This window comes from Prevotella sp. LCP21S3_D2 (assembly GCF_052118345.1).
Lineage (GTDB): Bacteria > Bacteroidota > Bacteroidia > Bacteroidales > Bacteroidaceae > Prevotella.
Genome location: NZ_JBQKHJ010000021.1, coordinates 56,236 through 69,016 on the forward strand (window position 1 = coordinate 56,236; position 12,781 = coordinate 69,016).

Here is a 12,781-nt window from a genome sequence, read left to right on the forward strand (position 1 = left end):
AGTTATTTAATGATGAGTGACATTCCCGGGCGCAATCCTTCGAGCTTGGTGATAGGACGGGCCTTCACCTCGAAAGTCTTGCGGTCGTAATCGCCATTGTCCTTGGTTGCCTTCCAGGTTGCGTATGAACCCTGGTCCTTCAGGTAATAAACCTTCATCTTGATATCCTTGTTGAAGGCTGGGACGAAAGCGGTAAATTCATCACCCTTGTTCAAACCCTGGAGATGGTCTTCGCGGACATTGAAGGTTCCCCACATATCGCTCATGATAGAGATGCTCATGATAGGAGAACCAAGACCCACCAGCTCGCCTACCTTTGGATAGACATTGCTTACCTCGCCTTCGCACTGGGCAATCTGAACCGTCTCCTTCAGGAGATTCTTCACTACATCCACGGCGCTCTTGGAAGCCTGGGTGTTGTTGGCAGCCATGCGCTTCTCCTGCTCACGTGCTCCGTTCTTGGCCATTTCATACTGGCTCTTGGCTGCAGCCACCTGTGCCTCTGTTGCCTTGTAGGCTGCAAAAGCCTCATCGCGCTTCTGACCGCTGATGACGCCCTCGTTGTAGAGGTTCTGCATGCGGTCGTAGGTCTTCTTGGCGATGGTTGCAGCAGCTTCTGCCTGCTGAACCAGCTGATAAGCACCCTGAATCTGCTCCTTGCGTGCACCGGCATCGGTCAAATCCTTCATGGCTTCGGCAGCAGCATTGGTTGCCTGGAGCATCTGCTCCTGTGATTTCATCTCAGGAACTTCGAGGATGGCGAGAGTATCGCCTACGTGAACATAGTCGCCCTCTTTCACTCTCAATTCTACTATACGGCCAGGCAACTTGCAGGATACTCTGTATTCTGAAACTTCAACCTCGCCCTGGATGGTGTCGTCCTTCTGTTCCAAGGTAAAGAAACCGATGACACCCACTAGGATAACTACCGCCGTAAATCCGATGACAGCGAGTAATATGTTGTTATGCTGTGATTTCTTAGACATTTTTATCTGAATTTGATTTTTTTTAAAACTTCTTTTATAAAGATGAAACTGAGGAAGAAAGTCCCCCTCTAGTAACCGTTAAATCCGATTCCATCGGATTTCCGCCCCCAGGATTTCCGCCCCAGGATTTTTGCCCCGGTGCCGTTATTGCAGGATACCGAGCGCCTTGTTGAGCCCAACCTGTGTCAGCTTCACGTCGATTTCGGCGTCAATCTTCTGGCTCTGAGCCTGTTGCCAGGCAGTCTGTGCAGCCATCACATCGGTAACCTCCATTACGCCTTCCTTGAATCCGAGGTTGGCGCATCTGAGGTTTTCCTCAGCGCTGGCAATGTTTCTCATCGCCATATTGAGCTTCTTCTGAGCTTCCTTCACCTTGAACTGGCTCTGCGCAATCTGAAGGTGAATCTTCTCGCGCGTATCATCCAGGTTCATCTGGGCGATATTGGTGGTTGCCTTAGATGCTCTCACCTTATAGGCGCAGTCAAACCAGTTCCATACTGGCACCTGGACGATGATTCCTACGTTCCATACTCCTGTGAATTTCTTCTGGAATCCATTGAAAACATTAGGATTTGAAATGGTGTAGCCACCGGTCAGAGCTACATGTGGCATGTAGATGGCTCTCACCAGATTGGTAGCCTGTTTGGAAATATCGAGTGCATTCTGGAGCATTCTCAATTCCGGACGGGTATTCATCGCTGAGTCGGCAGCTGCTACTCTTTGCTGTTCTGTGTCGACAGGTGTTCCTGAAAGAGCCAAGGTCTCCTTATCTTCATCAGCAAGTGTGATTTCCTGATTCATCGGGATTCCGCAGAGCTGGCAGAGCAGCATCTTGGAAAGAGCCAGTCCGTCTTCTGCCTGAGTCATCTTCATCTCTGCCTCGTTCACCTTTACGTCTACCTTCAAGCCGTCAGCCTTCGTCGCAACACCCTGCTTGATCATCTTGTGAACATCATCATTGAGCTTCTGTACCAGGTCGCGGTAACTGGTGGCTAGCTTATGCTTCTGTTTGAGCGAAACTGCCAGCCAGTAAGCCTGGTCGATGGCGTAGAGAGTCTGCTGGGTCTGATGATCCAGATCGTTCTCAGCTATTTCTTCTCCGATGTCGGCAATCTTGTTGGCTGCAATAATAGCACCGCCCATATAGATAGGCTGTCTTACCATCACGCTTCCTGCCCACATGTTTCGGGTGTCAGTTCTGAAAGCATCCACTACATTTTGTCCGATAGCATTGCCCTGCTGCTGGACAGAAGCCAATTTATCAGAAAGCAAGTCTCCTATCTTCTGTGCCTGTTCTGGCGTCAAGATGCCCTGACCAACCAACTGTCCCATCAGATTGCTGGCATTCCCTGAGATTCCACCAGCCAGAGTAGAACCCAAATTGCTGAATGCTGCTTTCTGATCACTGTTCAGCAGGGAAATCTCTTTGCTGAACCATTCATATCCACCCAAGGCGTCCACCTTAGGCAAGTATTTCGTGCGTGCCGATTTCTTCAGGTTATACGCCACGTCTTTCTTGAGCTTCGAGGCATTGATCTGCTTGTTGTTGCGCAGAGCCATAGCACGGCAACTGTCGAGACTTAACGCTTGCGCTTGTGCCCCGGCAGGAATCAATGCTCCCATCATCATGAAAATAGTTATTATTTTTTTCATCCTTATATAATATTATATAATATCGGATGCAAAATTATCGAATTATTCTTAAATATCAAAGAAAATTTATTTATGAAATCTTTAAGAAATAAAAAAAATCTTATATTGTGGAAAAATGGAACATACATCATAGTTTTCCTACTATGATGCATGTTACTTTTTCCCTTTTCTCAGAAACGTACAACGGTTTCTTCACCCCAGTCGGCATCAACCGTTAAGCCTACATTTCTGTCATCGTCTTCATCTAAACTTCCGCCTGATGATTTCGTAAGCGAAATGTCTGTCTTGATGATTTCGTTTCTTTTCATCTTTAAATCAGACTTGGTAAAGGTTTTGATGGCATGGGCATCGGCATCTAAGATGCTGATGGTCATCTTGATAGCCTTGTTCTCTTCGTGCGGGAAAGTATATACGGTGAAGTCTCTGTTGTTGTCTGTGAAATTGAAGATTTCCGTCTGCCGACTGTTTACACAGCCATATCCCGTGGTTGCATCCAGCGTACTGCTTCCTCCGGTATAGTAGAACTTGATGCTCCTGACTTCTTCCGGAATCGTTTCGTCAGTAATATGAAGCTTGAAGGCTGCTACGGCTCGCTGCAGCTTCACATCTGCCTCTACCTTATCGCTCTTGATGCTCAATCTGCCATAATAATAAAAGGTGTCGGTAAGCTTGTTGCTCGTGAATTTTACCTTTTCGGGCACACTCATCGTGCAGTTGCCCTTGCCGCTATGGGCAATGACAACGAGTCTGTATTCGCCTTCATCCAGACTGAAACTGGCAATGCCGAAATTCGCGTCATCGCTGGTTTGGTTGATGGTCTCTATTTTCTCTTCGCCATCAAAGACCACAAAGGAAACTCTGGAACATACATCCTGGAGAGCTGTTCCCGAAGTTGTTGCCTTGGTAACTTTTCCGATAGTGCGGTTCTGAACTTGGTGTATGCGCACCGTTACGTTGGCGTTTGCGTCATGTGTTGAGCTTTGGCCCGATTCATCGAGAGAAAACTTTTCGCATGAAGTGAACGTCGCTACTAGCATCAAAATGATTGCTGCCAATAATTTGTAGCATTCCTTCTTCATTGTTTTCTTGTTAGTTAGCTTGCTTCCTTTTGCATGAATCAAGAATTTTTCCTGTGCATGGAAGTCATTGCAAATTTACATTTTTTATTTGACGATTGCAAGTAAAATCAAATAATTCTTTATATTTTTTGTGAATTATCCGTTTTTTTGTAATTTTGTACCCGATAATAAGTGTTTTTTTATGATTACACCTTATTATATATATAGCATTATTATAATAAAAGGAAAATTATTGTATGATATATGGATAAGAAAGAGAATAAAAAGGTGAAGGCTTTGTTCTTCGATATTGATGGCACTTTGGTGAGTTTCAAAACCCACAGGATTCCGCAAAGCACGGTAGATGCCTTGGAACAGGCAAAGAAGAATGGGGTAGAGATTTATATTTCTACAGGTCGCCCAAAGCAGATTATCAATAATCTTGGTCAGATAGAGCATCTCATCGACGGTTACATCACCACCAATGGTGCCCGCTGTTTTGTCCAGGATACGGTGGTGAGTCAGCATGCCATCCTTCCTTCGGATGTGAAGAAGATCATCGATGCTGCTGATAGAGACAACTATCCTGCCATCGTGGTAAGCGAGAGCCGTTTTGCCATCCATCATTATACCGACGAGGTTTATGAGATTTTCTGCAAGGGACTGGGAGTGGATAGCAGTATCTTCATTACGGATGTAAACGATTTGGGCGAAGAGCCAATTCTGCAGGTCACTCCTTTCTGTACCGTAGAGCAGGAAGCGCTCCTGATGCCTACGCTCGAAAACTGCACTTCCGGCAGATGGCATCCTGCCTTTACTGACATCACGGCGCGTGGAGCCGACAAGGGAAAGGGACTTCATGCCATGGCTGATTATCTGGGTTTGAACATTGAAGAAACCATGGCTTTCGGTGATGGCGGCAACGATATCTCCATCATCAAGGAAGCTGGAGTGGGTGTGGCAATGGGCAATGCCGGCGAAGATCTGAAGCAGGTAGCCGATTTCATTACCACCCATGTGGATGAAGATGGAGTGAAGAATGCCCTCATCAAGTATGGTGTTGTTGCTGAAAACTAACATTTTGTTGTCTTTAGTCATAAAAAATCTGTCTAAAAGTTGGGAAATATGCAGAAAATATGCAAAAAGTAGGGAAAAGTGCACTTTGACTTGCATTTTGTTAGCTAAAAATTTGTTTATTTTATAAAAAGTGTGTATCTTTGCATCCGATAATTGTAAGTTGTTTAATTTTTAGAGAGAGAAATTATGACAAAAAGACTAACCATGTTAATGGGAGGGCTTGTTCTTTCAACAGGAATGGCTCTCGCGCAGACTACTGTTACAGGTAAAGTTGTTTCTCAGGAAGACGGTGAGCCGATAATTGGCGCATCTGTAAAAATCGCAGGAACAAAGACTGGTACAGTGACAGATGTGGATGGTAACTTTACTCTGCCAAATGCAGGTAAGAATGCTGTTCTCGAAGTTTCTTATCTTGGTATGGAGCCAAAGAAAGTAAAAGCTTCTGCTAAGATGAAGATTATGCTGGTTGCTGACTCAAGAAACCTTGATGAGGTTGTTGTTACTGCGATGGGTATTTCCCGTTCTAGTAAGGCTTTGGGTTATTCTGCTGCTGTTGTGGGCGGTGAGAAAATCTCTGAAACTCGTACCAGCGACGTTATGTCAAGTTTGGCTGGTAAGGTAGCTGGTGTGCAGATTTCTTCTACATCTTCTGACCCAGGTGCTTCTAATTCTGTCATCATCCGTGGTGTCAGCTCATTGTCGGGTAACAACCAGCCTTTGTATGTTGTTGATGGTGTGCCATTGAATAACTCTTCTGTTTCCAGTAGCAATGGCTTGGACAATGGTTATGACTTTGGTAATGGTGCCAATGCCGTAAACCCTGACGATGTTGCCAGCATGACCATTCTGAAGGGTGCTGCCGCAACAGCACTTTATGGTAGCCGTGCTGCCAATGGTGTTGTGTTGATTACTACCAAGAGTGGTAAGAAGCAGAACAAGGGCATTGGTGTAGAGTATAATGGTGGTTTGCAGTTTGAGTCAGTGCTTCGTTTGCCTCAGCTCCAGAACGAGTTCGGTATGGGTTGGTACGGTGACAAGACTGATATCGAGAATGGTTCTTGGGGACCAGCTTTCGATGGCTCAACCTTGAAATATGGTAATGTTTACGATAACTCTCAGAAACTGAAGAGCTATCTTCCTATTAAGAATAATGTAAAGGACTTCTTTGACACGGGTCTTCGCTACAGCAACAGTGTATCTTTCAATGGTGCAACTGATGCTAGTAACTTCTTCTTGAGTCTTTCTCAGATTCATGATGATGGTATTATCCCTACTGATGCGGATAGTTACAACAAATATACATTCTCTGGTCGTGCTTCTCACAAGATCAAGAATGTAACTTTGAGCATGTCTGCCAACTATGCTTATCAGAAGAACAACTTCGTGACTACTGGTCAGAAGACTGGTTCTATGTACAATGCCATCATGCAGACACCTCGCGATATCAGTATCGTAGAGATGAAGGACTTGAATGATCCATTCAATACTCCAGGTTATTACTATACTCCTTATGGTGTAACCAACCCATACTATATCTTGAATAACTACAAGAATGAGTATGAATCTGAGCGTTTCTATGGTAAGTTGCAGTTTGACTGGGATATCTTCACCGATTTGAAGTTCTCTACCCGTTTCGGTCTTGATACAACTACTGGTGATCATAATACCGGTGAACCAAACATGTCTGCTCTTTATGCAAACACTCCCAACTGGGCGGATGCATTGAAGTCATTGACTGGTTCTGTAACAGAGCAGACTGAGCGTCGCCGTGAGATGGACTTCAATGCAATGTTCAATTACACACATAAGTTCATCGATAAGTTGGATGTAAATGCAGCTCTCGGTTTCAATGGTAATGAGCGTAAGTACTCATATTTGTATGGTGCTGTTACTAATTTGACAATTCCTACTTATTTCAACTTGACCAACTCTTCTGAGAAACCATCTCTTTCTCAGTATCAGTCACTTCGTCGTTTGATGGGTGCATACGGTCAGGTAGAACTCGGATGGGACGATTGGGCTTATTTGACAATGACCGCTCGTAACGACTGGTCTTCTACTCTTCCAAAGGGTAACCGCTCATTCTTCTATCCAGGTGTAACAGGTAGCTTCGTATTCTCTAAGTTCCTGTCTCCTGAGGCTCAGAAGATCGTAACTTTCGGTAAGTTCCGTGCTGCTTGGGGTAAGACAGGTAACGATGCCAGCGTATATATGACAAACTCTGTCTATGCTCAGGCTTCAGCTAGCACTTCAGGCTGGGGTTCTAGTAGCTTCCCATTCACCAATGGTAACTACAATGCTTATACCAAGGGCAATACTCTGGGTAGCAATACATTGAGTCCTGAGATGACAACTGAGTTTGAGCTTGGTTTGAACATGGCATTCTTGCAGAACCGTGTTTCTTTCGATGTTTCATATTATGACAGAAACTCTGATAAGCAAATCTTCTCTTTGGATATGGATCCTGCTTCTGGTTATACAGCTCAGAATATGAACCTGGGTAAGATCCGCAACCGTGGTATCGAGGCGTTGGTAAGCGTAACTCCAATTAAGACCAAGGATTTCAAATGGGATCTCTCTTGGAACTTCACCAAGAACAAGAGTAAGGTAATCTCTTTGCCTGAGGAACTCGGCGGTGAATCTGTCATCTACGGTTTCTCTGGTGGTACTTCTCTCTATGCTATCGTAGGTGAGGAACTCGGTGTGTTCAAGGCTTATACTTCTAAGCGTGATGACCAGGGACGTTTGATCGTTGATGCTAATGGTCTTCCTCAGAAGACTGATAAGCAGGAGATTGTTGGTAGCATGAACAGTAAGTATCAGATGGGTATTTCTAATACCTTGTCTTATAAGGGTGTCAGCCTGTCATTCGACTTTGATATCCGTAAGGGTGGTGTGATGTTCTCTCGTACCAAGAATATTGAATACTTCACAGGTAATGCTATCCAGACAGCATACAACCATCGTAACCCATGGATTATTCCAAATTCTGTGGTTCAGTCTGGTACAGATGCTAATGGTGCTCCTATCTATACAGAGAATACTACAGCTTTGACACCAACCAATATCTACAACTATTGGAACAATGGTGCTGATAACTACGATGCAGAATTCTTGGTTGACAAGAGTTATGTAAAGCTTCGTTCAGTAGTTCTCTCTTGGGATTTGCCAAAGGCTTGGTTGGCTAATACTTTCTTGACAGGCGTTAAGGTTTCTGTCTTCGGTAACAACCTCTTCCTCTGGACACCTTCTAGCAATACATTCATCGACCCAGAGTCAACCTCTTTCGGTAACGACTTGTCTGGTAACTTCGGTGAGTATTCTGCTAACCCAAGCTCACGCAAGATGGGTTTCAATGTTTCTGTTAAATTCTAAAGGTGGATCATTTATGAAAAAAATATTATTATGTAGTGCAGCTTGCCTCTTGGCGCTTTCTAGCTGCGATATGGATATCAATGAGAATCCAAACTATCCTGCTTCTGGTGATATTACACCAACATTGGAGTTCCCTGCTGTGCAGAATGCCATAGCTGCGGTTCCTGGTGATGCAATGTTCACTTATGGTGGCTATTTTGCTCAGTATTTTGAGCAGCGTCCTGAGTATAACCAGTATAACAATATTGCTGAGCTTCACTTTGATGAGGCTTCTCAGCTCTTCGATCGTTGCTATCGTACCATCTATGCCGGTGCGATGACTGATATCAAGGATATTGAGAGTAAGACTACCAATACAGCCAACCTCTATGTCTGCAAGGTAATGACAGCTTTGGCTATGCAGTATATGGTAGATGCTTGTAGCGATGCTCCTTATACAGAGGCTTGCCAGGGAAGCTCTAATCCTAATCCGGTTTGGGATGATGGTAAGAGTGTGTATGAGAATGTTTTGAAGGCTATGGATGATGCTGAGGCTGCTATTGCTGCTTCGGATAACATCGATATGACTGACCCTATGTTCAGCAAGAACCTGAACAGCTGGAAGCGTTTTGCCAATGCCCTCCGTCTTCGTATGTATATGCGTCTGATTGATGCAAATGTAGATGCGGCTAATTATACTGCCAAGGCTAAGGCTATCGTGGCTAACGGTATCCTCCCTGTTTCTGATGTAGTATTTAATGTATATAGCAATGCAGAGGGACAGTATAATCCTTGGTATGGTAATATCTTCTCTTTGAATGCAAACAACTTCTGTGCTGCTTATCCATTGGTAACTTACTTCAATGCTACCAATGACCCTCGTGAGGCCTATGCTTTGAACAAGGCTACTGCAAGTGGTAAGTATGTAGGTGAGATTCCTGGTGCAAAGACTAAGTATTTGGATTGGGATGGTACTAAGTTGATGGATAAGGATGTAAGTCTCGTTAATACAGAGGTTGCCAAAGCTATGCCGGTTTATCTCTTTACTCTTAGCGAGGTTGAGTTCCTGAAGGCTGAGGTTGAGTTGCGATTCAATAACGATGAGGCTGCTGCCAAGGCTGATTATGAGGCTGCTGTTGAGAATGACTTCTTGTCTCGTCAGGTTGCAGGTTACTCTGATTTCATTGCAGGTGATAAGGTAAACTTCGATAAGCAGGCTACTAAGGAAGATAAGTTGAATTTGATCTATATGCAGAAGTGGGTTGCTTTGTTCTATCGTAATCACTTCGAGGCTTGGTCTGAGCAGCGTCGTACTGATGTTCCTGTCTTGTCTTCTGCTTCTGCTGAGAAGGTTCACAAGGATCCAACAAGCTATACTGCTGGTAATCTGATTGCGCCTGCTGTTAATTACTATGGTAAGGGCGGCTTGTGCAAGCGTATGCCTTATCCTTCAACAGCGCGTCAGCTGAACAAGAATACTCCTGCCGTTAAGACTTTGGCAGATCCTGTATTCTGGGATGTTAAGTAATCAATAGGTACTTTTATTCATTCATTATATAAAGATAAAAGATATGAAAAAGATATTGTTTTTGGCCTTGATGCTCAGCATGACTGCTGTTGGATTAACTTCTTGCAGCGACGATGAGGAGTTTACTGATTCAAGGATTACATATTATCCGGTTTTGGAAATCCAGGGTGATGACTTTGTTCAGGTGCCTATCGGTACCACTTATACAGAGCAGGGTTGTAAAGCTACGTTGAATGGAGAAGATTATTCTTCTAAGGTTGTAACGTCTGGTACTGTAGATGCTTCTAAGGCAGGTTTGTATTACATTACTTATTCTGCAACAAATGCTGATGGCTTCTCAGTATCTACTACTCGTACTGTAGCTGTCTGTGATCCAACCATTACAACAGATATGTCGGGTACCTATACTCTCCAGGCTGGTTCTCATCGTGATTATCACAAAGAGGATGGTTCTGTAGCTACTACTTCTTTCTCTGGTTATACCGTTAAGGTTACTAAGGCTGCACCTGGCATCTTCTATGTAAGTGATATGATGGGTGGTTACTATGACCAGAAGGCTGGTTATGGTTCAAGCTACGCAATGACAGGTTACTTCCAGTTGTTGGCTGATAATTCTCTGGTCTTGCTTTCTAGTTCTGTGGAAGGTTGGGGCGATTCTGCTACTGGCTTTAAGGATGGAAAGTATGATCCTGCTACAGGAGAAATCTCTTACGTGGTGAATTATGCTACATCAATGGATTTCGTCATCACATTGAAGTAATAAAAAAAATTAAGATTTTAAAGGAATAAGATTATGAAGAAATATATTTCAATGTTTATGTTCGCCTTGCTGGGCTGCTTCGCTCTTGTGTCTTGTGATACTGAGACTGATGAGTCGGCTGGTGGAACTGCCGTTGAGCAGATGGCTGGTATTTGGGATGTACAGGTTGATGCTGTAGATGAAAATGGTAATGTTTTGTATGAAGATCCGTATGGATTGGGTACCATTACTGTGAATACCTACAATACTGCTGCCAATAGCGATAAGGAAATGTGGTTGCAGGATGCTGGCTTCTGGGGCGTACAGATGAAAGTGAATGTAGATTATGCTGCCAAAACTTTCTCTGCAGCTGCTGGTTCTAGCTATAATCCTTCTAATGCTGAGGCAGGCAATGTTGAGTTGCTCGAAGGTCAGGTGTTATTGAATCAGGGAAAGAACCTTCACGGACTTCCTTGTGATAGCATCTGCTATAAGGTTAAGTTCAGCGATGATGATAATGCTTTGACTTATCGCATCTCAGGAGTTAGACATTCTGGCTTCTATGAATAATAGATTAAACTCTATTAAAATAATAAATGGATATAATATAAGGCAAAGTGATTTGCCTCGTTGTTGACCAAGTCAACACTTATATCTCTCTCTCGTCTTTGGGGACTGGCGGTGGCCGGTCCCCTTTTTGCGGTTGTATGGGGATAGCTGTCCGCTGTCCTGTTTTATTATTTGAAAAATTAGGGATAAAACTCAAAAACACCCTTCACCCTTCACCTTTTCATGTTAAGTGGCTCTCATCAAGGTTTGTGTTCGGCTTCTATTATGGTTTGCCTAAACCTCTATTGTGTTTATTTTAAGTATCCTTTGGTTTTAGAATAGGTTATCTTTGGATTTTGTTTGAGCCTTAGATAAAGTTTACTTATGGCTCTATTAAAGTTTACTTAAGTCTTCTTTCAATTCCAAAAGTGCCTTAAAACAAATCTCTTCTGAGTGGCTTGAAAATCAATTGAGGTGAAGGGTGGTGAAGGGTCAAGACCACTCTTCACCCATGGAATCACCAGTGTTTATCGGCATTTCAGGGCAAAAGGTGAAGGGTGTTTTCGAAATCCTTCTGTAACTTTCTTCTTCCTTGAAGTTATTGAATATAAACTATCCTGATGTAACGAAATGTGCCTTTCCATGGCAAAATAATGCTCCAGTAAGGGCAATATTTTGCCATGGAAAGGCACAGATAGAAATATCCCGACGTAATTTTCTCTGCTACGGAGAGATTTTATTTTATTGGTAAATAAAATAGCTCCCTTCGTGGCTTTTGCAGTATTTCTTCAGAAGCTCCAGGATGAACTCGGCATTCTCGCGCACGTGCTGCTCATCTCCATCATAGCCGTTGATGAGAACCACCAGATGGGTCGTGTCAATGGTCATCTTTGTGCGTTCGTTGTCGCTGGTAGGAGTTCCCACACCGCCAATCTTGTCCCGATAAACTGGAAGACCTTCGATATTGATTATACCTCTGCCGATACCTTCGTAAGGTTCGTCTGCCTTCCCGACACCTAGTGTCAGTGTATCTCCTTCAAACTTATCGGCATCGAAACCACCGATGCTATAACCGTATGCGATACTCGCCAAGTTGACTAGGTCCACCAGCGTATCTCTTTGATAGAGTTCCTTGCCCTGCAGCATTCTTCGGATAAGGGCTTCTGAAGCCGGACGGTAACGGGATGGGTCTTTGCCACAAGCACGATAAACTTTTCGGGTTGCTGCAATTCCGCTTATCTCTTTCAGAGACTCTGTGGTGAGCGTTTCTTTGTATTTCTCACCTAGTGAATTGATTTCATCCCATAGTTCTTTGCTGTATGGAGTATTTTCTACTTTAGCTTCCACGCATGCTCCTACAAAGGTAGGGCATACTGATTCTATTTCTTCCGATACTATTATCTTCATATTCAGAATTGTATTTTTTATATGTACTGTTCTTCCATTATATTTTGACACGGCAAAATTACTAATAATATATGTAATCACCAAGGAAATGTCATTTTTTAAGTATCATTTGATGAATACTGACAATGAGTGTGCGCCCGCACGCATGCGCATTGCCTGCATGTATATAATAAAGTGAAATATCAGAAAAAATACGATAAACACAGTGGAAGTGTTAAAATACTGTTAATTTCTAAACTTTTTCTTGGAAATATTTGGTGGTTTCGGAAAATGTTCGTACTTTTGCACTCGCTTTTGAGAAATACAATATCTCAAGCATTAAAGAAAGAGTTCTTTGAAAGATTTTACATAAACAGACAAGTAGTACAAGAAGCGGTTTTGGATTACACCTTATTATATATAGGGAGTATGAAGAGACTGGGTAAAAGAA

At 43.4% G+C, this 12,781-nt stretch carries 10 protein-coding genes; 6 read left to right on the forward strand and 4 right to left on the reverse strand.

Annotated features, from left to right (window positions below):
* Positions 1-2 precede the first annotated feature (2 nt).
* From ACTQ16_RS12480 to ACTQ16_RS12490, 3 genes are all read right to left on the reverse strand, one after another.
* On the reverse strand, positions 3-986 hold the full coding sequence (locus ACTQ16_RS12480; RefSeq protein WP_153122223.1) for an HlyD family secretion protein: 984 nt from the start codon (positions 984-986) through the stop codon (positions 3-5).
* A 144-nt stretch (positions 987-1,130) separates the two neighbouring features.
* Entirely contained in the window at positions 1,131-2,639 is a 1,509-nt protein-coding gene (locus ACTQ16_RS12485; RefSeq protein WP_294971789.1) for a TolC family protein, read from the reverse strand.
* Between the two features lie 170 nt (positions 2,640-2,809).
* Positions 2,810-3,718 carry a FimB/Mfa2 family fimbrial subunit gene (locus tag ACTQ16_RS12490; protein WP_294971792.1) on the reverse strand — a complete coding sequence of 303 codons (909 nt, stop codon included), beginning with the start codon at positions 3,716-3,718 and terminating at the stop codon, positions 2,810-2,812.
* Positions 3,719-3,961: 243 nt separating this feature from the next.
* Between ACTQ16_RS12490 and ACTQ16_RS12495 the strand changes: the two genes are divergently transcribed.
* The 5 genes from ACTQ16_RS12495 to ACTQ16_RS12515 all read left to right on the forward strand — a co-directional run bounded on the left by ACTQ16_RS12495 (position 3,962) and on the right by ACTQ16_RS12515 (position 10,965).
* Positions 3,962-4,774 carry a Cof-type HAD-IIB family hydrolase gene (locus tag ACTQ16_RS12495; protein ID WP_441937679.1) on the forward strand — a complete coding sequence of 271 codons (813 nt, stop codon included), beginning with the start codon at positions 3,962-3,964 and terminating at the stop codon, positions 4,772-4,774.
* Positions 4,775-4,960: 186 nt separating this feature from the next.
* Positions 4,961-8,149 (forward strand): SusC/RagA family TonB-linked outer membrane protein, encoded by a 3,189-nt coding sequence (locus ACTQ16_RS12500; RefSeq protein WP_441937680.1) that lies wholly within the window; start codon positions 4,961-4,963, stop codon positions 8,147-8,149.
* Between the two features lie 13 nt (positions 8,150-8,162).
* Positions 8,163-9,656, forward strand: a complete 1,494-nt coding sequence (locus ACTQ16_RS12505) for a SusD/RagB family nutrient-binding outer membrane lipoprotein (RefSeq protein ID WP_294971798.1) — start codon at positions 8,163-8,165, stop codon at positions 9,654-9,656.
* A gap of 43 nt (positions 9,657-9,699) precedes the next feature.
* Positions 9,700-10,416, forward strand: a complete 717-nt coding sequence (locus ACTQ16_RS12510) for a BT_2262 family domain-containing protein (RefSeq protein WP_294971801.1) — start codon at positions 9,700-9,702, stop codon at positions 10,414-10,416.
* A gap of 33 nt (positions 10,417-10,449) precedes the next feature.
* Entirely contained in the window at positions 10,450-10,965 is a 516-nt protein-coding gene (locus ACTQ16_RS12515) for a lipid-binding protein (RefSeq protein WP_264965055.1), read from the forward strand.
* A 720-nt stretch (positions 10,966-11,685) separates the two neighbouring features.
* Here ACTQ16_RS12515 and ACTQ16_RS12520 read toward each other — a convergent pair.
* Positions 11,686-12,351: a phenylalanine--tRNA ligase beta subunit-related protein gene (locus tag ACTQ16_RS12520; RefSeq protein WP_294971804.1), complete on the reverse strand. Its 666-nt coding sequence runs from the start codon at positions 12,349-12,351 to the stop codon at positions 11,686-11,688.
* Positions 12,352-12,525: 174 nt separating this feature from the next.
* Between ACTQ16_RS12520 and ACTQ16_RS12525 the strand changes: the two genes are divergently transcribed.
* On the forward strand, positions 12,526-12,781 hold a 256-nt coding region (locus tag ACTQ16_RS12525), incomplete at its 3' end, for a hypothetical protein (protein WP_441937682.1).